The organism is Bradyrhizobium sp. (assembly GCF_049519115.1).
Taxonomy (GTDB): domain Bacteria; phylum Pseudomonadota; class Alphaproteobacteria; order Rhizobiales; family Xanthobacteraceae; genus Bradyrhizobium.
In genome coordinates, this window is record NZ_JBEKRB010000032.1 from 71,080 (window position 1) to 94,890 (window position 23,811).

The following is a 23,811-nucleotide window of genomic DNA, read 5'->3' on the forward strand; positions in this document are numbered from 1 at the left end:
ATGCTTGCTTGGTCGATCTCCGCACTCATTTAGCCGAGCGGACCTCGACCGAACCTGTGCCGGTGCGGCCATAGCGCGAGGGATTGTACATGTCCTCGACATAGGCCTGCGGCAGCACATATTTGCCGGGAGAAACCGCGCGCACCACATAGGCCACCGTAAAGATCGACTTGTCGTTGGCGGCGCGATCGACGGCCGCCGTGAAGCGGTCATCACGGAATTCGGTGTTTTGCGGTTCTTCGCCGTCTTCGATCCAGGCCAGCGTGCCGGTGTCTCCGGACGAGACCAGATGCGGATTGTCGATCTCGAAGCCGGCCGGCAGATAGTCCGACACCATGATGTGGCCGAACTCCGGGTTGGCTTCGGTGATCTTGAGCACAACCGCGAAGCGGTCGTTCTGCTTGACCTTCGATATGTCGGCCGGCTTGCCGTCGAGCGTGAAGTAATTACGCTCGATCTTGAAGCCGTTGGTCGCGGCCGGCTCCGGCGTGACCGGTGAACCGCCGACCGAAACCACGGCCTGGATCGCCGCATCGCCGGTATTGGTGATCCTGACCGGCTTGCCCGACATCTCCGCCGCTTTGTAGCTGCGATAGAGCGCAGTCTTGACCGGTGCGCCGTCGACATCGAGCGCCATGGTTTCGTTGGCGAGCGCCCGCGAGGCCAACACCAGCCAGGCATTTTCCTGGGTCGAGGTATAAGGCGAAAGTCCGCGCGCCGCTTCCACCCGCGAAACGGCCTGCGTGAGCGTTGCCCGTGGCGCATTGCCCTCGCCTGCCAGCGACACCAGCGCCGCCGCGTCACGCAAGGCGCTGCCGTAATCGACCCGCCCGAACTCGAGCGCGGGCTTCGGCGCGAGGCTGTCGGCAGCCGCAGCATAGACCCGCTCGGCCCTTGATTTGTCGCCGACAAGCGCGAGCGCCGCAGCCAGTTGTGCTTTGGCAATCGGCGTCGCCAGATTGTTCAGTTTGGTATCGGCGAGGTATCGCAGGTCCCCGATCGGCGCGGTACCGTTGCGGGCAAGCACATAGAGCCCATAAGCAAGGTTCTTGCCGCCGTCTTTTTCCGGCTCCTCGGCGTTCACCACCGAATTGCGGATGCGATCGAGCGCACTACGAAACAGCACGTCCGGCACGGAGAATCCTTTTTCACGCGCTCGCGTCAGGAAGTCGGTGACATAGGCATCCAGCCAGGCATCGTCGCCGCCAGCCGACCACAGGCCGAACGAACCGTTCGAGCCCTGTCGCGCCAACAGGCGGTCGATGGCATCCCTGATGGGTTGGTCGATCGCGGTATCCATTGCGAGATGTGCGCCAGCGGCTAGATCGTTGACGTAAAGCAGCGGCATGGCGCGGCTCGTGATCTGCTCCGAACAGCCGTGCGGATAACGGTCGAGGGCTTTCAGAATGGTCGCCGCATCGAGCGCTGCGGAGAGGCTCGCAGAGACCGAGACGGTGCCAGTGCCTTCAACCAGGTCGGAGAACATGTCGGAGGTCAGGGTCAGGCTTTCACCCTTCGCCAGCGTGCGGACCGAACGGCGCGTCAGAACCTGCGTCGCCGGCTTCACATCCAGCGCATAGTGCCGCGCCAGCGTCAGACCGTTCGGTCCCTTGATATCGACATCGAGAGCGGCCGAGCCGGCGCCGCCGGCATCGAGCGCCAGCGACATCGACGATCTCTGCTTGGCGGCCAATTTCGTGGTGGATACGGGATTGCCGCTGACCTTCACGGGTCCTGCGGTTTTTACGCTGAGGGTATAGTCGCCGGGCGCGCCTTCGACATTGTCGAGATCAAAGCTCATCGTGCCGTGATCGCCGTTAAGCAGGAAGCGCGGCAGCGTCGCCGTCAGCACGACGGGATCGCGCACGATGACGTCGACCGTGGCGCGGCCAAGCTTGGTCGCCGTCCATGCCACCGCCATTACCCTCGCGGTGCCGGCAAATTCCGGAATGTCGAAACTGACCTCAGCGGCGCCATCGGCAGCAACGGTCACGATCCCGGAATAAAGCGCGAGCGGCTTCTGCGTCGGCGGGCTGCCTTGCAATTCCGCGCCTGCGCCGTCGCCGCCGGTCTTGAGCTGACCGCGGGTACCCTGCATGCCGTCGATCAATTGGCCATAGAGATCGCGAATCTCGGCCGTCAATCGACGCTGGCCGAGGTAATATTCGTCCGGGGCCGGCGGCTTGTAATTCGTGAGGTTGAGGATGCCGACATCGACAGCGGCAACCACGACCTTGGCGTCCTCACCGGGATTGAGGCCGGTCAGCTTCACCGGCAACTTCAGCGTGGTATTCGGACGCACCAGCGCCGGGGGTGACAGGTTGACGGCGAGCGTGCGCGATTTCTTGTCGATGCCAAACCATTTGAGCCCGATGGCACGGCCGGGCATGCGGAGCGCAGCCGCATCGAGCGGACGGCGCAAGGTCGCCACCACATAGGCGCCGCTTCCCCAATCCTTAGCCACGGGAATCCTGACCTGGGCGGTACCCTCCTTGATGTCGGTGGTTTGCGTGGTCAGCAGCCGATCGCCGAGAACGTTGATCGTCAGTTTACCGGCGGCACGCGCATTGACCGAGACCACCATGGTGTCGCCCGACTGATATTCCGGTCTGTCGATCGAGGTCTCCAGAAGATCGGGCGTATCGGCACTGCCGTCCGAATACCAGCCGACATCGAACTGGACCGAGGTCAACGGACCATCCGCGTCGTCCGATTTGACGTCGAGCCGATAGCGGCCGGGTTGCGGCGACAAGGTGATGCGTGCCGGACGGTCGGCCGCGACCGTCAGATCGCCATCGTCCACTCGCGTGGTCGATTTGACCGGCTCGAATTCCCAGGATGAATTCTGGCGATACCATTGATAGCGGGATTCGATCTTCAAGAGTTCATAGCGCAGGCCGTCTCGCGACAGCGACTTGCCGTCGGGCGATACGAACACGACGTCGAAGGCAGCCTTGTCACCCTCGGCGACGTTCTTGTCGCCGAACAACGGCTTCACGCCGATCATCGCGGTAGCCGGCGCCACCGGCAGCACGATCTTGCGCTCGACGGCACGGCCGCCGGCCTCCGCCATGCGGATGAAGATCTGCGCTTCCTGCGGGCGGGTGGAGGTCGGCGGTTTTGCCAGGCTCACCGGGAACGTCGCAACGCCCTTGGCATCGGACTCCGGCAGGTTCTCAATCGGCGTTCGCTCGTTACTGGCGTTTTCCTCATCCGCCACGCCGAACTGATAGCCGGCAAAGCCCGGCCGCTCGTCGGCGGACCCCACCTGCATGTCGCCCTCAAGCTGGAGGTCGGAGGCCGGCGCGCCGTACAGGAAGTGACCGTCGACCTTGAGCTCTACCGGAGCATCAACCTTGATCTGCTTGTCTTTGCTGGTGACTTCGAAGTCGATGCGCTCGGGGATATAGTCCTCGACCATAAAGGTCATTTCGCCGACCGAATTACCCTTTGGGTCGGTAAAGGCCCGTACCCGCCAGGTGCCCGCCGGGACGGCCGAATTGAGCAGCAGCGCCAGGGTCCGGCCACCGGCGCCCTGATCAGGCAGTACGGCGCGGCGGAATTCGACGCCATCGGGGCGCTCGACCACCATCGTCAAAGGGCCGCCCGAAATCGCATTCCCCAGGCCGTCGCGCAAAAGCGCCGTAAGATAGACCGTTTCGTTGGAACGATAGACCCCGCGCTCGGCATAAACGAAGGCATCCGCCCCGGCAGGCACGGCCCGGCCCGAAACGCCGCGGTCGGACAGATCGAACGCACTGGATTTCAGGCTAAGGAAAGCATAGTCGGCCTTGTCGGTCGTCACCGTCAGCATCGCCGGCGAAAGACCGCCCTCGCCGCGCGCGAGCCCCGCCTCAAACACCGCGTGACCGGCGTCATCGGTCTTACGGGTCGCCAGGATTTCGTTGTTGCGGGCTACCAGGCGGATTTCAGCCTTCGAAATCGCCTCTGTCGACGCCAGCGAATTCACAAATACATGAATGCCGTCATTGCCGGAAAACGCGGTGAGGCCGAGGTCGGAGACGATGAACCACTGCGTCGCCAGTCCTCCGTCATCGCCGCTACTGTCGCTGCCCGGCCCCTTGGCAGCCGCGGTCATGACGTAAACTCCCGGCTGCATGGCACCGAGCGCCTCATCGACCGGAAAAGCCGTCGTGACGTCCTGGTTAAGCGTCGCGGCGGTTGCGAGCTGCCCGGACCAGACCTTCACGCCGCGCTCATCGCCCAGACTGGACAATTCGTAGCGGCTCAAGGCGCGCTGAAAATCGCCATCGATCACCGTGTTGATCAGATTGCGGTCGCCGATCCGAAATACGTCGATCGAAACCGAAGGCGTATTGACGCTGACCAGCGGAATGCCGCGCTGACCGGTGCGCGGCAGCACATAAGCGCGGCCGGTGAAGCGGACGAACGGTTTGCGGTCGCGCACATAGACATTGAATTCCGCCGATTTGGGCAGCCCCTCCTTGACGGTGGACGGCAGGCCGGCGCGCAGATTGATGTTGTAGCGTTCGCCGTGTTTCAACCCGTCGACGCAGAGCTGCCGCCCTTCCGAGGTCAAAGCCGGCTTGTCGTTACCGGCGAGCGCGACAAAGGGCGCGAAGTCGGTGCGCTTGGCAAGATCCTCGGAGAACTGAAAACAGGCCCGCGGCGAAGCTGAATCGGAATCGATCGTGTAGTCGAGCAGCCGGAAGCCGTGCTCGTCGCGCATCTTCTCGTAACTAGCGCGCACCTCGGCGACCTCGCGCAGATCGAGCGACATCCGCAGGCTATCCAGCGCCGGTCGCCACAGCTTGCGTTCCAGCATCGCCCGGCCGAGCACGGCGAGCGCATCCGCCTCATCGGCGGGATTGCCGGCGCGTTGATAGGCGATATAGGCAGCCGTCGAGGCGCGCTCGATCAGGAAAGTCTGCTCGCTGGAATTGGCGGGGCGGATCTGGAAGATGGTGCGGGCCAGCCGCAACCAGTTGCCGCTGTCATCGGGCGCGGTGGTTGCGATTTGCCCCAGGATCTGTAGGCCCGTCCGCATATCGTTGCGCTTGAACGCGGCATCCGCGTCCGCTTTCAGTGCCCCACCGGATTTGCTCACGACGCCTGCCTCGCTCTTGATCTGCGCCTCGAGCTTGATCGCCGAATCGGCGAGGTCATCGCGCTTGAACGGCTTGTCGGCGGCCTGGGCCGACGGCAGACCGGCTGAAATCAGGCCAAGCGACAGCGTGGCGCAAAGAATTGCAGCCCGAACCAAACCGATCATGACGGAGCTCCTGGTGCGGCGAATACGCCGCCGATGAAGAGAAGTGCGCTAAAAGGTGACGGACTCGTGGCGGAAACACCAAGGGGCAAGAAAGTCGTATGCGACATTTGTCGAAGCCTTTGGGATCCTCAAGCCTCCGCCGTCAGGCGCGGCAAGGTAGGCCCCGGCCGAGGCGTTATCCGGCCTGCTCACCCTTTGTCGCGGGCCCCTTGAAATCGGTTCGGGTGTGCCTGGCGGGAATGCTGATTTTTTACATTCGGTGGTATAAAAGTCGCCCAACGGTCCCATAGCTCAACTGGATAGAGTAACGGATTTCTACTCCGTGGGTTGCAGGTTCGAATCCTGCTGGGATCGCCAGCCGTTTTTGCACCCGTTGATTTTGCGTCGAAAAGGGCGACACGGACGCACGCGCGAGGCTCACGATGAATGAAATACCCGGCGTATTATTGGCCGGTGGGCTGGCGCGCCGGATGGGCGGCGGCGACAAGCCGATGCGCCAGATTGCCGGACGAACTATTCTCGATCGCGTGATCGCGCGTCTGGCGCCGCAGTGTGACGGGTTGATCCTGAACGGGAATGGGGACCCTGCCCGTTTCGCTCAATTCGGCTTGCCCGTCATCGCGGACAGCGTTGCGGGCTTTCCAGGTCCCCTTGCCGGCATACTTGCCGGGCTTGATTGGACGGCGGCAAACCGTCCCAGCGTTAATTGGATCTTGAGCGCGGCGGGCGACTGCCCGTTCCTGCCCCGCAATCTAGCGGCGCGGCTCGATAGCGAACGAAGGCAGCAAAATGCCGAACTCGCGGTTGCGGCGTCCGGTGGTCAGACGCATCCGGTTATTGGCCTTTGGAGCGTCCGCCTTCGCGAGGAACTGCGCCAGGCGTTGGTCGTCGAAGGTGTCCGAAAAATCGACCGGTGGACCTCTCGTTACCCTCTTGCTACCGTCATCTGGCCGACCGAACCGTTCGATCCGTTCTTCAATGCGAATACGATGGAAGACATCGCCGAGGCCGATCGGCTGGTGGCGTTGGACGAGAATTAAGCATGCCGTGATTCACGGCGCGCTGCACTGAACCTCTGGACCGGATTTGCCCGTGCTACAGAAGCGCTTTTGATCTCAATTGCAGCGCAAGGAAAATAAAAGCCGCGCCAACCCGAAGGCTGACGCGGCAATGGCCGTTCTGTTGCTAGGTGTACCTACCCCGAACGGTTACGCCGCGAGGCGCACTTCGTTCAATGCAACGTTATCGTTTGCATTTAGGTTTTTGACCCGATAACGGCGGTATCATGCCGAGCACAGCTCATAGCTTCTTCGCGACCATCGATCCTGGTTCGCCCCCGCCTTAACAGCTTTGGAATTCTGCCTCTCGACAAAATCAATCTCATCGAAATGAGACCTTTAAGCTCAAGCTGCTAAGGTGGAGGCGCCGGGTACTGCCCCCGGGTCTGCCCGCGGTCCGCACTGAGGTTCAGCGCCATCGTCTTGCGACGGCATACCTATACGCGCCCTGCAACTCGAAAGCTAGGTCATTATCGTGGAGAAAGGGCGAGTTCGCTGTCGCCAACCCGCCCTGCTTAATCATGCGGCCTTTGCAACGTTCTCCGGTGCGGCCTGCTCCATCGCGCGCATGTAGAGATCGAGCATACTCTCGCGCTCGTCGCGCTCTTCCTCGTCCTGCTTTCGGAGTTTGATGATCTCTTTGAGGATTTTCACGTCGAACCCTTCGCCTTTGGCCTCCGCAAATACTTCCTTCTTTTGCTCGTTCAATTCCTGCAATTCGGTATCGATATTTTCGATCCGTTCGACGAACGCGCGAATCTTGCCGCCAGGAATAGTGACGTCAGACATGGTGCCTCCCTGATAAATGGAAGCGCGAAAATGCCCGCAAAAAAATAACCAATGGGTTAACCCAGCAAGCTAGACTGAAAGGTGATTAACGGCGGATCCGGCGCTAACTTTGGCAAGCCGTAAAAGCAAGCGAACGCATCAGACCTGTCGGCTTACCGCCGCTACCCTGGACCGATAAATATCCTGCTCCGTCCGCCCGACGCGACACACCCGCGACACAAGCCGTTGCTAAATCCGGCGGGAAAGCTTGGAGCAACGCGATGGCTGATGACGACATCCAACACCTGATGAACGCGCGCGAAGCTCTCGTCACCCGGCGCCTCACATTGGCTCAAACTATCGCGGCTCCAGGCGATACCTCCGAGAACGCGATCCGGGGCCTCGTTGAAGTTCAGCGGGCGATCGAAGTCGTCGACGTCGCCATCGAGGAGCTAGAGCAAGAAGAGTTGGACAAAGAGCTGGACGAAACCGAGGACGCGGAAGACGATCTGTAAAATGAGGCCGCGGTCTACCGATACGTCCATTGTGGCTTGGCTCGGATTTCTGACGGCGCCGTCTGGCGTGAGTTCTGGCTTTAAATCCACTTCTGTTGACGTAAGCGATCTCAAAAGCGCCGGCGGCAAAGCCTCGGCAGCCGGGAATTAATGCATTTTGCGATATGTTAGCAGGCCAAGTTGGCCTGTGACCATCTTCTCCCTGGGTTGCAGGTTCGAATCCTACTGCCATCTGCCCAGGCATCAAAAGCTTCCCCGCCGTTCCAACCGCCTTGGCGGCAGCGGAAACAAGCCGGAAAATCGCCGCTCGCCTGCCACGAACTTGCCCCGCGACTCGGTGACGCCGGTAAACGCTGGCCCTGGGGAGGATTGCAGCGTGAGCACTCTATGTACACAGCGTCGAAACGTTACCTTGCGGCAAGTGTCAGCGCCTTGACCCTTGCGATCATGCTTATGTTGTTGGCGATAGCTGCCTGGAGCATCGCGCCGGATGTTGCGGCAGATACGTCCGAGATCACAGCGCAATTGAAGAAGTCGCTGCCACCGTAAGGCTGCGCCGCCAAAGCGCGGAGTGCGGCACGTTCAATACGTGTTGCGCGCCGCCGTGTGAAGAGGCCGCCGCATGAGGAGAAAGTCAGCCTTACGCCGGATTCCGGGAGGGCGGCTGGCGGCCGACCCGCGGGCGATCGGAGCCGTCGGGGGATGCGCATCTTCAGATGCGTTGTCGGGTTGGCGGAACGAGCCAGGCGGGCTTTGATTGAACGTCCACGTGTCACAGTTTGGTGACTCGAGATACTATCTGCCCCGTTTCGACGATCGGGCCATTCGCTTGGCATTTAAATTCGATGTTACGGCCGAACGTCCTTCGAGTGCTTGCGTTATTCCGCCATTCAGGGAGCATGAGCATGAAAAAATCCCTTGTTCTTTGCGTCGCCATTGGCGTCGGCCTTTCCGCCCCGGCTGCGTTTGCCCGCGGCGGAGGTATGAGCTCGCACCATTCGGCCAGTGCCAGTGCCGTCGGTAGTGGCGGCGCCTTTGGTGAGCGCGTCGGCGCCCCGGGCACCAACTCTTTGGGTACCGCCCTGTCGTCGAGCGGCTTCGGCAGCGGCCCCCAGAAGGGACCGCTACTTGGCACCAATCCCGCCATAGACCGTGAAGAGGCGAGGGTTAACAAAATGATCTCGTCGATCTGCCGGGGCTGCTGATCCCGGCGTCATTTTTCAACGCCGTGCTCGCAGCTTCGAATCCGGCCGGGATCGCAAAATTTTTCGATCGCCGGTCACACCTTCCCGTGATGGTGCCGGTGCCGCCTCGGATGGCGACCTGCCACTTCGATAGGCTGTTGCCGGAGATCACGCCGCTCTGCTGGCTCCGCCAAGGCCTGTCCCCGTAACAAGGAGTTCCTGAACTCCAGGTCGAGCTGCATGGCTTCCTGCGCCGATGCCATCGTGCCGAGCGCCGGCCCCAGCAAGAGGATGGCCGCGGCGAGGCACTGAGCGGGACGCAAGCGGAAGATGATGGGTTGGTCGTCTCTCAAAATCACCCCCGAGAACCGAAGCGGAGGTTCAACGGCATGAAAGATCGCTTCTCCGATTCCTTGCGCCCGGCTGTTACGGCGTCCTGGAAAATATTCCACTGATGCGTCACCGGGCCGCAGCACGGCACAGTGCATTGCAGCGCTGAACCGTAGAAACACAGCGGGCCCGCCCTTCCCGGCGAGCCCGCCAACTGGATATCCCGGTGACTACTTTGACATGCTGTCCTTTTTCATGCCGTCATCTTTCTTCATGCCGTCGTCCTTCTTCATGGCATCCTTGGACATCGTGTCCTTTTTCATGCTGTCCTTGGACATGCTGTCTTTTTTCATGCCGTCGTCCTTCTTCATCGAGTCCTGGGCGAAGGCGACAGGGGCAAGCGCCAGGCTGAGCGAGAGCGCCGCAGCCGAAATTCCGAGCGCCAAACGAGTGCTGATGGTCATGGATGGATTCCTTTTTGGAAGGCCTGAAACCGGTTAATGGCGGCCTGAGCCGCTAACCGTAACGACGCTTCGGTCGTGGCCTTCGTTACGCGGCATTGAAAAAAGTTTTACCCTGTGACACGCATTGGCCATCAGGGTCGGCTCTATCTAGCTAAAATTTGAAATAAGCAGACGCCTCCAGCAATTTTGCCACAGTTTGCAGCGCACCAATACGCGCCTGCTCGTCTTGGACTTTTCGATAACGGTCATCGGGGGAAGAAAGACGGGTTAGGATGTCTTACGCCTTAACTCCGTCCGGAAGATTCCGAGAAATTGCCCCAGCATCGCCCAGGGAGGGTTAACATGTACACGCGTCGCCACATCCTTGCATCCACGCTTGCCGCACCAGCTATCCTGCGCATCGGAATTGGTACGGCCCAAGCTGCCACCACCGTCAAAATCTCGCATCAATTTCCCGGCGGCTCGATCGATACCGGCGATTTCCGCGACCGGTTGTGCCGGGTGTTCGCGGCCGAATTGGCCAAGCGCACCGGCGGCGAGATCACGGCCGACGTCTATCCGAACTCCTCGCTGGTCAAGACCAACGCGCAGTTCTCCGCGATGCGCAAAGGCGCCCTCGATATCAGCCTTTACCCCCTTCCCTATGCCGGCGGTGAATTGCCGGAGACCAATATCGCTTTGATGCCCGGCCTGGTCTCGACCTACGACCAGGGCATGAGCTGGAAGAAAAACGCGGTCGGCAAGACGCTCACGGATTTCCTCGCCGATAAGGGCATTATCATCCTGAGCTGGGTCTGGCAGGCGGGCGGTGTCGCCAGCCGTTCACGGCCGATCGTGTCGCCCGAAGACGTCAAGGGGCTGAAGGTTCGCGGCGGTTCGCGCGAAATGGATATGGTGCTTCAGACGGCCGGAGCGGCGGTGCTGTCGGTGCCGTCGAACGAGATCTACGCCGCGATGCAGACCGGCGCATGCGACGCCGGCATCACCTCCTCCACCAGCCTGATTTCCTTCCGGCTCGAAGAGGTCGCCAAATCGCTGACCTCGGGCGCGAAAGCCTCTTACTGGTTCATGCTGGAGCCACTTCTGATGTCGAAGTCGATCTTCGATACCTTGCCGAAAAACCACCAGGACACCATTCTGGCGCTCGGCGTGGAGATGGAAGCCTTCGGCCGCAAGGGCGCGCAGGCGGACGATGCGGAAGTGGCGAAGGTCTACGCCAAGGCCGGTGCCAAGGTCAGCGAACTCGACGTCGCAACCGTCAACAAGTGGCGCGACATTGCCCGCGATACCGCCTGGAAGGACTACGGCGCCAAGACGGCAACCGCCGCTAAATTGCTGAAACTTGCATCCGACATCTCAGCATGATGCATGGTCCGCTTTCGGATCGAACCACCGCGCCGGCTGCCGCGACCAGCTCTGGGCTTGTCGCGGCGCTGGAATATGCGCTTGCCTTGTGCAACCGAGTCATTCTGGTTTTCGCCGCTCTCGCGCTGATCGGTGCGTGCGGCGTACTCAGCTTCAGCGTGATTGCGCGCGCGCTGTTTCAGAGTCCGAACTACTGGCAGGATGAAGCCGCTGTGTTTTTGCTGGTCGGCGCCACCTTCATGACCGCGGCCTATGTCCAGCAGCAGCGCGGCCATATCGGTATCGAAGCTTTCGTCGGGCTGCTGTCGCCGCGCGCCAACCGCATCCGCCTGTGGCTGGTCGATCTCGCAAGCTTCGCCTTTTGCGTATTCTTTGCCTGGAAATCGTGGACGCTGGCTTACGAAGCATGGGACGACGGCCAAGTCTCGAACTCGATGTGGTCGCCACCGCTCGACATTCCCTATGGCCTGATGGCAGTTGGCATGACGCTCTTGTGCGCACAGATCCTGTTGCAGCTCATTGCACCGATTGCCGGAGCTTCCCGCCGATGACGGTTTTTGGAATCGGCGTCTCTTACGGGGTCGCGACACTGTTTGCGATGTTTTCCGGCATGCCCATCGCTTTTGCGCTCGGTGCCGTCGCCGTCGTGTTCATGGGCATCTACATGCCGGCGGCCTCGCTCGATACCGTGACCCAGAACGTCTACGAGGAAATGGCCTCGATCACGCTACTGTCGATCCCGCTCTTCATCCTCAAGGGTGCGGCGATCGGCAAGTCCCGCGCTGGCCAAGACCTCTATTCCGCGCTGCATGCCTGGCTGCACCGCGTCCCCGGTGGCTTGGGCGTCGCCAACGTATTCGCCTGCGCCCTGTTCGCCGCCATGGCCGGGTCTTCGCCAGCCACCTGCTCGGCGATCGGTTCGGCCGGCATTCCCGAGATGCGCAAGCGCGGTTATTCCGGCGGCTTCGCGGCCGGCATCATAGCCGCGGGCGGCACGCTCGGCATTCTGCTGCCGCCGTCGATCACCATGATCCTGTTCGCGGTCGCCTCGGAAAAATCGCTTGGACGGCTGTTCCTCGCCGGCATCGGACCTGGCCTGCTGCTCGTCACTCTGTTTGGCGTCTATGCGGTGATGCGCTTCCGCAAAGAGTATGCGGCTGCGAGCGCCGCCTACGACACGACCGGCGCGGAATCGGCCATCCTGGTCCACGACGAATTCACCATGGCCGAGCGCTTCAGCTCATTGCCGCGGGTTCTGCCGTTCGTACTGTTGTTGACCGGTGTGATGATCGCGCTTTACGGCGGTTATGCCACGCCGTCGGAAACCGCCGGCCTTGGCGGTCTGCTGGCGCTGGTTTTGATCGCCTTGATCTACAGCGTATGGCGGCCTTCCGATCTCGCGCCGATCCTGACCTCGACGATCCGCGAATCCACCATGCTGATGCTGATCATCGGCATGTCGCTGCTCTATTCCTATGTGATGAGCTATCTTCACATCTCGCAATCGGCGGCCGAATCCATCGTCGCGATGCACCTGCCGCGCTGGGAGTTGCTGGTCGCGATTTTGGTCATGGTCGTGATACTCGGCTTTTTCCTGCCGCCGGTGTCGATCATCCTGATGACGGCGCCGATCGTCCTGCCGCCGCTTCGGGCCGCCAATTTCGACATCATCTGGTTCGGCATCGTCATGACCATCGTCATGGAGATGGGGCTGATTCACCCACCGGTAGGGTTGAATATTTTCGTGATCCGCAACGTCGCCCCCGACATTCCGCTGCGCGATGTCATTTTCGGCACCTTGCCATTCGTGCTCCTGATGATGCTGGCGGTACTGATCCTGTGCTTCGTACCGGATATTGCGACCGGTTTTCCGGACCTTGTGCTGGGGCCGGAGGGAAGCAAGTAAGAGAATAGCGAGTGGCAAATAGCGAATGGAATTTTCTGTTCGCTACTCCCTATTGGCTATTCGCTTTTCTCTTCGCATTGAGCGCGGCCGCGACCCGGCTCACCGGCGGCCGGCTGATGAGCTTACTGACCTCGTTGGTCGCCTGAACGAGCTTCCTCATGTCGACGCCGGTGGCGATCCCTAAACCCTTCAGCATGTAGACGACATCTTCGGTCGCAACATTACCGGTGGCGCCTGGCGCGTAAGGGCATCCACCAAGACCGCCGGCCGCGGAGTCGATGACGCGCGCGCCCTCTTCCATGCCGGCATAGAGATTGGCGAGCGCCTGGCCGTACGTGTCATGAAAATGCATTGCCAAATGCGCCATCGGCACATGGCCCGCGACAGTCCGAAGCAACGCGCGCGCCTTCTTTGGCGTACCGACGCCGATCGTGTCGCCGAGCGAGACCTCGTAGCAGCCGAGATCCCACAGGATTTTTGCGACATCGACCACCGCCTGCGGCTTGATCTCGCCGTCATAGGGACAGCCGAGAACGCAGGAGACATAGCCACGCACCTTGATGCCGTCGGCCCCGGCGCGTGCAATCACCGGCTTGAAGCGTTCGATGGACTCGGCGACCGAGCAATTGATGTTGGCGCGCGAAAAACCTTCCGAGGCCGAGCCGAACACGGCAATCACCTTCGCGCCGGCCGCGCGCGCGGCCTCATAGCCCTTCTCGTTCGGGACCAGCACGTGAAATTCGCCGACCGCGTGTTGACTGACGCGCCGAAGCACCTCGTCTGAACCCACCATCTGCGGAATGGCTTTCGGCGAGACGAACGCGCCGACCTCGACCGTGTGCAGTCCGGCCGCCAGCAGCGCCTCGATAAAGGCAACCCGCCCCTCGACACTGACCGGCGTCTTCTCGTTCTGAAGACCGTCGCGCGGGCCGACTTCGACGATGCGCACCTGATCGCTCATGGGCCAGCCGGCTCGATTTCGGCGAGTTCGACGCCTTCGCCGACGATATCGCCGACCTTGCATTTGATGGCCTTCAGAACGCCAGCAAAGGGCGCGCGCAGCGTCTGTTCCATCTTCATGGCTTCAAGTGTCAGGATCGGCGCCCCCTTCGCCAGCGTCGCCCCAACCTCCGCCAGCAACGCCACGACCGTCCCGGGCAAAGGCGCAACAATCCGGTCCTCGCCGACCTGTTCCTCATCGTCGCCGCCAAATGGATCGACCCAGTGCAGCTCGAAGCGCCCATTGCGCGTCCGCACGTAAAGCTCATGGCCCTCGACGATCGCCACAACCTGCGATTTGATTCCGTGCAGCGTGAGGTCAATCCCGCCGGCACCGGGCACGGCTTGAAAGCCGATTTCGCGCTCGCCGATCGTGAGCGTCGAGGCCCCCTTGCCGTAATGCAGTGTGACTTTGTGCTCGCTTCCCTGACCCTGCCGGAACGTAAACACCCGCTGACGCCGGCCAACCGGCATCCAGCCCGCCGTTGCCCAGGGCGACGTCTTCTGGTCTTTGGCCGCTTTGGCCTCCTCATGGAGGATTGCGGCAATGGCCGTGGCGAATTCGAGATCGTGCGGCGGCTTTGGCTGGGCGGTGAGAACTTTCAGTTCGCGTTCGATGAAGCCGGTATCGATCGCATTCGACCGTACCGCAGAGTGGCTGACCAGAGCGGCCAAAAACGGAATATTGGTCACGACGCCGCGCACGTCGGATTCCTCAAGCGCGTGGTTGAGACGATCGATGGCAACTTCGCGCGTCGGCGCCCAGGCGATCACCTTGGCCAGCATGGCGTCGTAATGCGGCGAGACCGTATCGCCCTCGCGATAACCGGCATCGATCCGCAAGCCCGCCGATGGCTCCGTCATGCGCCAGCTTCGTATCGTGCCCACGGAAGGCATGAAATTCTTGTCAGGATTTTCCGCATAGACCCGCGCCTCGATGGCGTGGCCTCGAAGCGTAATTTGCTCCTGCGTCATTGGCAGCTTCTCGCCCGCCGCTATCCGCAACTGCCATTCGACGAGGTCGATGCCTGTGATCATCTCGGTCACCGGATGCTCGACTTGCAGCCGCGTGTTCATCTCAATGAAGAACACATCCTTGCCGTTGGAGACAAACTCGATCGTACCGGCGCCGACATAGCCGACGGCGGCGGCAGCTTTCCGAGCGGCCGCGCAAACCGCTTCGCGCTTGATAGAATCGAGCGTCGGCGACGGCGCCTCCTCGATCACCTTCTGATGGCGGCGCTGAAGCGTGCATTCCCGTTCAAACAGCGACAGCAGATTGCCGTGGCTGTCGCCGATCACCTGCACCTCGATATGGCGCGGGTTTTCGACCAGCTTCTCGATCAGCATGCGATCGTCACCGAAAGCCGCCTTCGCCTCGCGCTTGGCACTCTCGACGGAAGCCGCCAACTCATTGGCCGCCCGAACGATGCGCATGCCGCGGCCGCCGCCGCCGGCCGAGGCCTTGACCAGAACGGGAAAGCCGATCTTCTTTGCCGCCGCTGCCAGCGTGGCGTCGTCCTGCGCTTCGCCATGATAGCCCGGCACCAGCGGCACGCCGGCCTGTTCCATCAAAAGCTTTGAGCCCGATTTCGAGCCCATCGCCCGCATCATCGCGGCCGTCGGACCGACGAAAACCAGCCCGGCATCGAGGCAGGCCTGAGCGAACTCCGCGTTCTCCGACAGAAATCCGTAACCAGGATGGATGGCTTGCGCGCCGCTCTTGCGTGCCGCCTCGATCACCCGCTCGATATTGAGATAACTGTCGCGCGCACGAGCGGGGCCAAGCAGAACGGCTTCGTCAGCGACCGCCACATGCATGGCGCCACGGTCGGCCTCGGAATAGACGGCAACGGTCCGCAGCCCCATCGCCCTGGCGGTGCGGATCACACGCACGGCGATCTCGCCGCGATTGGCGATCAGGAGCGTGTGAAATCGCCGGTAGAGTTTTGACCGATCCATCGTCACATCCTGAACAGGCCGAACTTCGTCGGCTCGATCGGCGCGTTGGTAGCGGCCGAAAGACCGAGCCCCAGCACGAGCCTCGTATCGGCGGGATCGATCACGCCGTCGTCCCAGAGCCGCGCGGTCGCGTAGTAGGGACTGCCCTGCTTCTCATACTGGGCGCGGATCGGCGCCTGGAATTTCTCCTCTTCCGCGGCCGACCAGGTTTCGCCCTTGGCCTCGATATTGTCGCGTCGGACCTGGCTCAGGACCATCGCGGCCTGCTCGCCGCCCATCACCGAGATCCGCGCATTCGGCCACATCCAGAGGAAACGTGGACTGTAAGCGCGTCCGCACATGCCGTAATTGCCGGCGCCGTAGGAGCCGCCGATCACGACGGTGAATTTCGGCACATTGGCGGTGGCGACCGCGGTCACCAGCTTGGCGCCGTCGCGTGCGATGCCGCCGGCTTCGTATTTCTTGCCGACCATGAAACCGGTGATGTTCTGTAGAAACACGAGCGGAATATTTCGCTGGCAGCATAGTTCGATGAAATGCGCGCCCTTCAGTGAACTTTCGCTGAACAGGATGCCGTTATTGGCGATGATGCCGACCGGATAACCCCAGATATGCGCGAAGCCGCAGACCAGCGTTTGACCATAAAGTTTCTTGAATTCGTCAAATTCCGAACCGTCCACCAATCGCGCGATGATGTCGCGCACATCGAAGGGTTTGCGCCCGTCGGCCGACACCACGCCGTAGATTTCCTTAGGTGCGAAAACAGGCTCGCGCGGCTCGCGCATGTTCAGATGGGCCGGTACCGGCGGCTTCAGCGTGGCAACGATCCGCCGCGCAATGCCGATCGCGTGGGAATCGTTTTGGGCGTAGTGGTCGGTCACGCCCGACTGCCGTGAATGGACGTCGGCGCCGCCGAGTTCCTCTGCCGTTACAACCTCGCCGGTTGCAGCTTTGACCAGCGGCGGTCCGCCGAGAAAAATCGTGCCCTGATTGCGCACGATGATGCTCTCATCCGACATGGCCGGAACATAGGCGCCGCCAGCGGTGCAAGAACCCATCACGATCGCTATCTGCGGAATGCCAAGCGCCGACATCTGCGCCTGGTTGTAGAAGATGCGGCCGAAATGCCGCTCGTCCGGGAAGATATCGTCCTGTTGGGGCAAGAACGCGCCGCCGGAGTCCACCATATAAACGCAAGGAAGGTTGTTTTGCCGGGCGACGTCCTGGGCCCGCAAATGCTTCTTCACCGTCATCGGGTAGTAGGTGCCGCCCTTGATGGTGGCGTCGTTGGCGACAATCACGCATTCGCGCCCCGAGATCCGTCCCATGCCCGTGACGATGCTCGCCGAATGCACGTCCCCGCCATAGAGGTCGTGAGCCGCCAGGGGCGATAGTTCGAGAAAGGCGGTACCGGGATCGATCAGGAGATCGACGCGCTCGCGCGCCAGCATCTTGCCCCGGGAGGTATGCCTGAGGCGCGAAGCCTCTCCGCCACCGCCCGCCACTTGATTGAGTTTTTCGTGGAGCTCTGCGACCAGCTTCTGCATCGCCTCGGCGTTGCGAGCAAAGTCGGATGAGGTCGGATCGATACTGGAGTGGAGCGGCATGGTTTCCGGCAATTTGATGATGCGCCGCAATCTGCGCGAGCTGGGCTTGCCATCGTGTCATCGTGCCGGCGGCTTACGCAACCGGCAAAACGGCTTACCATCGATGCCGGCTAGAAATTATCGCGAAATCAGCGCCTTAAGTCCAGATTTTGATGGGTTATTTTAGGCTGCTCGCTCGCGAACCTTTGTCTCAGCCTGCGAATCCGATTTCCGGCGGATTCGCATTTTGAGTGGACCAACTTCTGGTCGATCCAGTTTCCAGCGAGTCCAATTCTTAACGGGTCCAATTTCTAATGGGTCCAAGGCTCGCCGCGGCGAAATGCAAAATTATCGGCATAGGCGATTTGCCGATGCGCCGATTCCTTCGGTTCGAACACCTGGTAAGCGATGCCCTCGCGCTCGCAATAGGCGATTGCCTCTTCCTTGGTCTCAAAGCGAATCGTCACCTGCTGCTTCATGTCGCCAGAACTGGTCCAGCCCATCAGAGGCTCGACGAAACACGGCTGCTCCGGCTCATAGTCGAGTTGCCAATCCTTGGTCTTGGCCTTGCCGGATTGCATGGCGTTTTTGACGGGCTTGAAAATGCGGGCGGTCATGGAGGTCGGCCCCTTTAAGAGCATTGGATCGAGAAAGCATTGAATGGCGCAGGTCGAAATAGCCGGGGATCACGCAAAATTCCCATCCCGAAGCCAGATCGATCGATTCTGCGGCCTGTGATGTAACATCTGCCAAAATGGTATATTCATTATGTCGTCCGGTGACAATCTTGCCGGGCTAAAAGGCCGATTGCCCGCCGCCCTGTCCTCCACGGACGCATCACATCGAAACCGCCGCCCATGAAAATCAACGCCACTTTGCCGGAAAAAGGACGCGACCTCCGGCTCGATCTGTTCCGCGGTGTCGCCAACTGGGCGATTTTTCTGGACCATATTCCGGACAACGTCGTGAACTGGGTTACCACCCGGAACTACGGTTTCAGCGATGCGGCCGACCTCTTCGTATTCATTTCAGGCTACACGGCCTCCTTCGTCTATGCGCGGATGATGCTGGACCGCGGCTTTATCGTCGGCGCCACCCGTTTGACCAAACGGGTCTGGCAGCTCTATGTCGCTCACATCATTCTGTTCGTCATCTACATCGCCTCGATCAGCTATCTGGCGCTGCGCTTCGGCGATTCAGAGATCATCAACGAATTCAACGTCGCAGGGCTCGTCGATCAAGCGACCGAGACATTACGCCAGGGCTTGCTGTTGAAATTCAAGCCGGTCAACCTGGACGTGCTTCCGCTCTACATCGTTCTGATGGGATTTTTTCCGCCGGTTCTCTGGATCATGCTGCGGCAACCCAACCTGACGATGCTTGCCTCGATCGTGTTGTGGTTGACCGCCCGCCAATTCGGCTGGAATTTTCAGGCCTATCCTGCCGGAACCTGGTATTTCAATCCGTATTGCTGGCAGGTGCTTTTCGTGTTCGGCTCATGGTGCGCACTTGGCGGCGCGCGGAGCAACCGCTGGCTGATCGATTCCCCGATCACGCTCTGGGTGTGTATCGCGTATCTCTTGTTTGCGCTGGTGATGACCATGGCGGGCCGGTTTCCGGATTTCGGCAACATGTTCCCGCACTGGCTGTTTGCGACATTCAACCCGAACGACAAGACCAACCTCGCGCCCTATCGCTTCATCCATTTTGTGATGATCGTCATTCTCGTCATTCGCTTCCTGCCCAAGGATTGGCCGGGGCTGGAATGGAAAGGGTTTGATCCGCTGATTGTCTGCGGCCAGCAGTCACTGGCTGTATTCTGCGTCGGGGTCTTCCTGTCCTTTGTCGGACATTTCGAGCTGATGATGAGTTCGGGCTCACTGTTCGCACAGCTCTTTGTCAGCGTGACCGGAATAGCGATCATGACCGTCGTCGCCTACTACATCTCATGGTCGAAGCGACAGGATAAGCCAGCCAAGGCGCCGGCGCCGAAGCCGGCCTGACGACGAAGGCGGCGCTAGTTTTCGGATTTCCGCTGTGGTTTCGGCGCGACCAATTGCCCGCGCGAGGAGAAGCCCTGCCACTGCGTGCTCCACCCGACTTTCGGGCCGTGGCCCTTCTTTCCCTGAAGGGCAAACGCCGCGCCTTGCGGATCGACGCAGTGGGCGACCCACAATCCGCCGGGTAATTCTACATCGTTACCGGAAACCTGCCCGCCTCCCGCTTTCACGCGCTCTGCCGCGGCATCCAGATCCACGACATTAACGTAGAAGAGCCAGAACGGTGGCGCTCCTTTGGAGGGGTTCTTGAACGCGCCGCCGATAACCTGCCCGCCCGCCGATAACGCAACATAGGCATCCGTCAGATGGTTTTCGGTGTCCGCCTTCTGCCAACCGAACAGGTCGCAATAGAACGCAACTTCCTTATCCGGATCGGTCGCAAACAGCTCCTGCCAGCCGATCCGGCCCGGCTTGCCGGAATCAGTCGAAAGCTGTGCCGTTACCAGCAGGCGATCGACGACCCCAAACGTTGCGGCATGGGGATCGGCCACAACCGAAATCCGGCCGATATTGGTATCGGTAGGCGGCACATACACATCCCCACCCAGGCGCTTGATCCGATCCGCTGTAGCGTACACATCCGTGACGCCCACGTACCCCATCCATCTCGGCATCGCGCCCATTTTGCGGCCCGCTTCAGGCAACTCCATCATACCGGCCGCAGGAACCTCTCCAGCCGTGAACAGCACATAAGGCAGATGCGAGGTCGAAGTTGCCTGCGTACCCCAACCAACGACGTCACTATAAAAAACGGCAGCCGCCGTCACGTCGGTGGTGATCAACTCGTACCAGGTGAAATAACGGGGGTCGTTCGCCAAGTTCACTTCTCCGTTCGCGCCTGCAAAACCCGAAGCGCGGCTCAGCCGTACTGGCCGCTCAGTTCCAGTGCAAGGTGCGCAGCTGAGCCTTTTGGTAGACAAGTAGACATAGCGCGAGACAACCAGAAACAACTCGCCTCACTTGTCCGGTGCCTGAAAGAGGTTTGATGTTGCTCCGCACGCGGCTGACGGATTCCAAGAAATGACACGGATTTTCCCGATACCGGGAATGATGAACGGAGCATGAATAAATGGCGATTCAGGCGACGTTCATGAATGTGAAATCTTGGCCATTGAAGGGCCTTTGAGCTCTCGTGAACCTTCCTCAGCTTGCGGGCGACCAACCCATGCAGTAAAGTTATCCTACTCGAACCGCTTGCGAGAAAATGGAGGATTCGAATAATGGCACGACAGAAGCAATCTTCGAAGCGCATTAAGGCCGCTCTACCGGCCTTGGGCGCAGCCGGCTTGACCTTTTCGATGGTAGGCGGCGCGTCGGCAGCAGCTGTGCCGGCTAACGACGCAACTCAAACGACCAACTATACACCCAATCATCAGATCACGCTCGGTGAGGAAGAAATCGCTGACGTCAGCCTCGCCACCTTCTATGTCTTCGACAAAGAGAGCACCGCTGCAGCGAAGGACGGCAACGTTCAGCTCGCCCGCGGTTGCGGTTGCCGTGGTTGCGGCGGTCGTGGTTGCCGCGGATGCCGTGGCTGTGGCCGCGGTTGCGGTTGCGGTGTTGGCTGGGGCGCCTGCTGCGCATCCTGGGGTTCGTGCCGCTGGTGCTAAACGAGGTCATCTGCCTCGCGTGATCGACACCAACAACAATCATGGCCGGGTTCGACACCGTCGACCCGGCCTATGCATGTGTACTGCCGGTGTCGTTCAAAACGCTCTTTTGGCGCATCGCGATCACGCCGAAATCCCGCCTCCCTAAACACGTCCGCACGCCGACTGGATCGAGCGATACTCTCATCCAGGAAACATCCCGCATGTGCAGACCGGCGTCACAGACAAGCTCCGTGTGCTAGATCATGAAGACAAAACGCAAGACTGTTCCGTCCAAACCCAAGCGCAAGGCCACTCCGGGGCGCCGCGCGGCCAAGGAGGCGGCCAAGGACATCGCGCAATTTGCGCCGAATTTCACGGTCTACGTGCTACCGCCGGATCAAGTCTGCCTCTATTCCGAAGATCGCAAATTCTTTCTGCACGGCGAGCTCTACTGCGCGCTGGCTACTGCCATCGGCAAAGGTGGGAAAAGCCTGCAACAGCTCGTGGTCGAGCTAGGAAAACGTTTTCCGCCCGAGAAGGTCCAGGAAGCGCTCAAGCGCCTGATCGAACGACAATACGTCGTCGAAGCATCTCGCACTTCAAACAGCGTGCAGGCCGGCTATTGGGCGAGCCTTGGCCTGCCGCCTGGTATGGCCGAGCAAAATCTTGCCAATTGCCGCGTGCGAATTGAAGCCATTGATGTTGAGGGCGCCAAAGAATTCGCGAAAGCGCTCAGCGACCTCGGCGTGCGCGTCGTCACCGGCCGCGCGGCCGATCTGACGATCACGCTCACCAACGATTATCTCGAGCGGCGCCTTGCCGAATTGAATCAAAAACGGGTATCGGACGGCACGCTTTGGCTGCTGGCGCAGCCCTCTGGGGCTTTTCCGCTCCTCGGCCCCCTGCTCAATCCGGGCAAGGGTCCATGCTGGACATGTTTGTTCGATCGCATGATCCGCAATCGCGAGGTCAAGGGATTCCTCGATCGCACCGATGCGCACGTGGTCTCCGCCTCGCCTCTGGTACGTAGTCCGCTCGGTCAAGGCGCGATTCCGTTTGCCGCGCTTGAAGTCGCCAAGGCGATCGCCAGCGGTTTTCGTACCGACCTGAATAATCACATCGTCAGTCACGATTTGTTGGGTTCGACGACCGTCAAGCACTATGTGGCGCATCGTCCGCAGTGCCCGACCTGCGGCAGCAAGAAGTTGCGCGATCCGCGCCGAGCGCCGGCGCCGATCGAACTCGGGCCCGGGCTCAAGCTGACAATGACGAGCGGCGGATTTCGCACCGTATCGTCGCGCGCGACGGTGGCGCGCTTCCGCAAGCACGTCAGCCCGCTCACCGGCGTCGTCAAGAAACTGGAACGGATCGAGGCCGACCTGCCGCTGAACACGAATTACTTCGCCAGCCACAACTTCTCCGGACCGGCGCTGAACGTCGATACGCTCCGGGAGGGACTGACGGGCGGAAGCTTCGGTAAGGGCTCGACCGCCGAGCAGGCTGAGGCCAGCGCCTTGATGGAGGCGATCGAGCGCTATTCCGGCATTTTCCAGGGTGATGAAATCCGCACCGCCAAGCGTTTCACCGACTTCGAACCTGGCGAGGTCGTCAATCCCGAGGACGTGCTGCTGTTTAGCGACGCGCAATATCGCTCCCCCGAGGCCGAGCCGGACGACTCCCATCGGGTGCCGGCGCGCTTCGATCCCTCGGCCAAGATCGAGTGGTCGCCGGTCTGGTCGCTCCGCGATCAACGTTTCAAATATCTGCCGACCAGCCTGATGTATTTCTTCTACGGCGGCGGCGAAGCCGCCTACAACGCCGATTCCAACGGCTGCGCGGCCGGCAACACGCTTCAGGAAGCGATTGTCCAGGGCTTCCTCGAGCTCGTGGAGCGCGATGCCTACGCCATCTGGTGGTACAATCGCTTGCAGCGCGCGGAATTGGACCTCAGCCAGTTCGACGATTCCTACGTGCAGGATCTGCGAACTCAACTCGGCGACCAGGGCCGCAAGCTCTGGGTGCTCGACATCACCAGTGATCTCGGCATTCCGACCTATGTCGCGATACTGCACTGGATGCAGAACGGGCATGAGAACATCGAGTTCGGCTCCGGCGCGCATTTCGATAGCCGCATCGCACTGCTCCGCACGCTGACCGAACTCAATCAGTTCCTGTCGATCGGCTTGATGAACGGTGGATCGGGCGAGAAGCCCAGCCTCGATAATATCACGCCGCTAGAGCTGAAAAATTACCCGTTCCTGTCGCCGAACGGCCATCCGGCCAATCCGATCATCTCGGGCTCGAAATTCGGTCCGCTCGGTGATACCCGCAAACAGGTCGATGCTTGCGTCGAGATCGCGCGACAAGCGGGCCTCGACTTTCTCGTTCTCGACCAGACGAGGCCGGACGTCGAAACCTCGATTGCGCGAGTCATCGTTCCCGGCCTGCGGCATTTCTATCGCCGCTTTGGCCCCGGCCGGCTCTACGACGTTCCCGTGAAGCTTGGCCTGCGCGACGTGCCGTTGACGGAGAACGAACTGACGCAGTACGTGCCTCATACCTAGTGTCCCGATTCCGATGTTCGCAGCCTTTGCGGAGCCACGTTTCGAACTTCGGAATCGATGGGACACTAGCAAACTTATTGATCTAGTGTGGCTTTCGTTCAGAAGTCCGCATAACGAGCTTGAGGCATAAACAATGCGGACTTCTAGACGGCCACACTAGAGCCCATTCGGTTCTGATTGAATCAGAACCTGGCTCGCCATTTT

General features: G+C 60.8%; 17 protein-coding genes, 1 tRNA gene and 1 other RNA gene. 10 read left to right on the plus strand and 9 right to left on the minus strand.

The annotated features are described in order from the left end of the window. Nucleotides 1-25 precede the first annotated feature (25 nt). Nucleotides 26-5,254: an alpha-2-macroglobulin family protein gene (locus ABSE61_RS22520; RefSeq protein WP_423873341.1), complete on the minus strand. Its 5,229-nt coding sequence runs from the start codon at nt 5,252-5,254 to the stop codon at nt 26-28. A 280-nt stretch (nt 5,255-5,534) separates the two neighbouring features. Between ABSE61_RS22520 and ABSE61_RS22525 the strand changes: the two genes are divergently transcribed. After that, nucleotides 5,535-5,611 (plus strand) — tRNA-Arg (locus tag ABSE61_RS22525). Nucleotides 5,612-5,676: 65 nt separating this feature from the next. Continuing rightward, on the plus strand, nt 5,677-6,294 hold the full coding sequence (gene mobA / locus ABSE61_RS22530; RefSeq protein WP_423873342.1) for a molybdenum cofactor guanylyltransferase MobA: 618 nt from the start codon (nt 5,677-5,679) through the stop codon (nt 6,292-6,294). 129 nt (nt 6,295-6,423) lie between these two features. Here the strand turns inward: mobA and ssrA are convergent. Both ssrA and ABSE61_RS22540 read right to left on the minus strand, forming a co-directional pair. After that, nucleotides 6,424-6,781: a transfer-messenger RNA gene (gene ssrA / locus ABSE61_RS22535) on the minus strand. 50 nt (nt 6,782-6,831) lie between these two features. Continuing rightward, nucleotides 6,832-7,101 carry a DUF2312 domain-containing protein gene (locus ABSE61_RS22540; protein ID WP_423873343.1) on the minus strand — a complete coding sequence of 90 codons (270 nt, stop codon included), beginning with the start codon at nt 7,099-7,101 and terminating at the stop codon, nt 6,832-6,834. Nucleotides 7,102-7,361: 260 nt separating this feature from the next. On the opposite strand from ABSE61_RS22540, the gene ABSE61_RS22545 reads away from it, so the two are divergent. Beyond that, nucleotides 7,362-7,595 carry a hypothetical protein gene (locus ABSE61_RS22545; protein ID WP_423873344.1) on the plus strand — a complete coding sequence of 78 codons (234 nt, stop codon included), beginning with the start codon at nt 7,362-7,364 and terminating at the stop codon, nt 7,593-7,595. Between the two features lie 905 nt (nt 7,596-8,500). After that, nucleotides 8,501-8,800: a hypothetical protein gene (locus ABSE61_RS22550; protein WP_423873345.1), complete on the plus strand. Its 300-nt coding sequence runs from the start codon at nt 8,501-8,503 to the stop codon at nt 8,798-8,800. 539 nt (nt 8,801-9,339) lie between these two features. On the opposite strand, the gene ABSE61_RS22555 is transcribed toward ABSE61_RS22550, so the two are convergent. Beyond that, complete coding sequence (locus ABSE61_RS22555) at nt 9,340-9,573, minus strand: pentapeptide MXKDX repeat protein (protein WP_423873346.1); 234 nt, start codon at nt 9,571-9,573, stop codon at nt 9,340-9,342. Nucleotides 9,574-9,915: 342 nt separating this feature from the next. On the opposite strand from ABSE61_RS22555, the gene dctP reads away from it, so the two are divergent. The 3 genes from dctP to ABSE61_RS22570 are packed head-to-tail and all read left to right on the plus strand — an operon-like array spanning nt 9,916 to nt 12,844. After that, the gene (dctP, locus tag ABSE61_RS22560; protein ID WP_423873347.1) at nt 9,916-10,938 is read left to right on the plus strand and encodes a TRAP transporter substrate-binding protein DctP; all 1,023 of its coding nucleotides are present in this window, start codon (nt 9,916-9,918) and stop codon (nt 10,936-10,938) included. Further along, nucleotides 10,935-11,489, plus strand: coding sequence for a TRAP transporter small permease (locus ABSE61_RS22565; RefSeq protein WP_423873348.1), 555 nt, complete (start codon nt 10,935-10,937; stop codon nt 11,487-11,489). The genes dctP and ABSE61_RS22565 overlap by 4 nt, the downstream gene beginning before the upstream one ends. Next, a complete protein-coding gene (locus ABSE61_RS22570; RefSeq protein ID WP_423873349.1) occupies nt 11,486-12,844 on the plus strand; it encodes a TRAP transporter large permease in 1,359 nt (452 codons plus the stop codon). The genes ABSE61_RS22565 and ABSE61_RS22570 overlap by 4 nt, the downstream gene beginning before the upstream one ends. 49 nt (nt 12,845-12,893) lie before the next feature. On the opposite strand, the gene ABSE61_RS22575 is transcribed toward ABSE61_RS22570, so the two are convergent. Genes ABSE61_RS22575 through ABSE61_RS22585 form a run of 3 tightly spaced genes read right to left on the minus strand, consistent with a single transcriptional unit; the run spans nt 12,894 to nt 17,412 of the window. Continuing rightward, complete coding sequence (locus ABSE61_RS22575; protein WP_423873350.1) at nt 12,894-13,805, minus strand: hydroxymethylglutaryl-CoA lyase; 912 nt, start codon at nt 13,803-13,805, stop codon at nt 12,894-12,896. Then, nucleotides 13,802-15,805 (minus strand): acetyl/propionyl/methylcrotonyl-CoA carboxylase subunit alpha, encoded by a 2,004-nt coding sequence (locus tag ABSE61_RS22580; protein WP_423873351.1) that lies wholly within the window; start codon nt 15,803-15,805, stop codon nt 13,802-13,804. The genes ABSE61_RS22575 and ABSE61_RS22580 overlap by 4 nt, the downstream gene beginning before the upstream one ends. Nucleotides 15,806-15,807: 2 nt before the next feature. Further along, nucleotides 15,808-17,412, minus strand: a complete 1,605-nt coding sequence (locus ABSE61_RS22585; RefSeq protein ID WP_423873352.1) for a carboxyl transferase domain-containing protein — start codon at nt 17,410-17,412, stop codon at nt 15,808-15,810. Here ABSE61_RS22585 and ABSE61_RS22590 point away from each other — a divergent pair. Continuing rightward, the gene (locus tag ABSE61_RS22590; RefSeq protein ID WP_423873353.1) at nt 17,411-17,578 is read left to right on the plus strand and encodes a hypothetical protein; all 168 of its coding nucleotides are present in this window, start codon (nt 17,411-17,413) and stop codon (nt 17,576-17,578) included. The genes ABSE61_RS22585 and ABSE61_RS22590 overlap by 2 nt on opposite strands. 124 nt (nt 17,579-17,702) lie before the next feature. On the opposite strand, the gene ABSE61_RS22595 is transcribed toward ABSE61_RS22590, so the two are convergent. After that, entirely contained in the window at nt 17,703-18,008 is a 306-nt protein-coding gene (locus ABSE61_RS22595) for an ETC complex I subunit (protein WP_423873354.1), read from the minus strand. A gap of 240 nt (nt 18,009-18,248) precedes the next feature. On the opposite strand from ABSE61_RS22595, the gene ABSE61_RS22600 reads away from it, so the two are divergent. After that, complete coding sequence (locus ABSE61_RS22600; protein WP_423873355.1) at nt 18,249-19,394, plus strand: OpgC domain-containing protein; 1,146 nt, start codon at nt 18,249-18,251, stop codon at nt 19,392-19,394. A gap of 14 nt (nt 19,395-19,408) precedes the next feature. On the opposite strand, the gene ABSE61_RS22605 is transcribed toward ABSE61_RS22600, so the two are convergent. Then, on the minus strand, nt 19,409-20,401 hold the full coding sequence (locus tag ABSE61_RS22605; protein WP_423873356.1) for a VOC family protein: 993 nt from the start codon (nt 20,399-20,401) through the stop codon (nt 19,409-19,411). A gap of 905 nt (nt 20,402-21,306) precedes the next feature. On the opposite strand from ABSE61_RS22605, the gene ABSE61_RS22610 reads away from it, so the two are divergent. Then, nucleotides 21,307-23,607 carry a TOMM precursor leader peptide-binding protein gene (locus ABSE61_RS22610; RefSeq protein ID WP_423873357.1) on the plus strand — a complete coding sequence of 767 codons (2,301 nt, stop codon included), beginning with the start codon at nt 21,307-21,309 and terminating at the stop codon, nt 23,605-23,607. Nucleotides 23,608-23,811: the final 204 nt, after the last annotated feature.

Excerpts from the sequence above, each read along its gene's own strand:
- ABSE61_RS22575 (WP_423873350.1), bottom strand. The coding sequence starts at position 13,805 with ATGAGCGATCAGGTGCGCATCGTCGAAGTCGGCCCGCGCGACGGTCTT.
- dctP (WP_423873347.1), top strand. The coding sequence starts at position 9,916 with ATGTACACGCGTCGCCACATCCTTGCATCCACGCTTGCCGCACCAGCT.
- mobA (WP_423873342.1), top strand. The coding sequence starts at position 5,677 with ATGAATGAAATACCCGGCGTATTATTGGCCGGTGGGCTGGCGCGCCGG.
- ABSE61_RS22570 (WP_423873349.1), top strand. The coding sequence starts at position 11,486 with ATGACGGTTTTTGGAATCGGCGTCTCTTACGGGGTCGCGACACTGTTT.
- ABSE61_RS22580 (WP_423873351.1), bottom strand. The coding sequence starts at position 15,805 with ATGGATCGGTCAAAACTCTACCGGCGATTTCACACGCTCCTGATCGCC.
- ABSE61_RS22520 (WP_423873341.1), bottom strand. The coding sequence starts at position 5,254 with ATGATCGGTTTGGTTCGGGCTGCAATTCTTTGCGCCACGCTGTCGCTT.
- ABSE61_RS22565 (WP_423873348.1), top strand. The coding sequence starts at position 10,935 with ATGATGCATGGTCCGCTTTCGGATCGAACCACCGCGCCGGCTGCCGCG.
- ABSE61_RS22610 (WP_423873357.1), top strand. The coding sequence starts at position 21,307 with ATGAAGACAAAACGCAAGACTGTTCCGTCCAAACCCAAGCGCAAGGCC.
- ABSE61_RS22585 (WP_423873352.1), bottom strand. The coding sequence starts at position 17,412 with ATGCCGCTCCACTCCAGTATCGATCCGACCTCATCCGACTTTGCTCGC.
- ABSE61_RS22550 (WP_423873345.1), top strand. The coding sequence starts at position 8,501 with ATGAAAAAATCCCTTGTTCTTTGCGTCGCCATTGGCGTCGGCCTTTCC.
- ABSE61_RS22590 (WP_423873353.1), top strand. The coding sequence starts at position 17,411 with ATGGTTTCCGGCAATTTGATGATGCGCCGCAATCTGCGCGAGCTGGGC.
- ABSE61_RS22600 (WP_423873355.1), top strand. The coding sequence starts at position 18,249 with ATGAAAATCAACGCCACTTTGCCGGAAAAAGGACGCGACCTCCGGCTC.
- ABSE61_RS22555 (WP_423873346.1), bottom strand. The coding sequence starts at position 9,573 with ATGACCATCAGCACTCGTTTGGCGCTCGGAATTTCGGCTGCGGCGCTC.
- ABSE61_RS22545 (WP_423873344.1), top strand. The coding sequence starts at position 7,362 with ATGGCTGATGACGACATCCAACACCTGATGAACGCGCGCGAAGCTCTC.
- ABSE61_RS22595 (WP_423873354.1), bottom strand. The coding sequence starts at position 18,008 with ATGACCGCCCGCATTTTCAAGCCCGTCAAAAACGCCATGCAATCCGGC.
- ABSE61_RS22540 (WP_423873343.1), bottom strand. The coding sequence starts at position 7,101 with ATGTCTGACGTCACTATTCCTGGCGGCAAGATTCGCGCGTTCGTCGAA.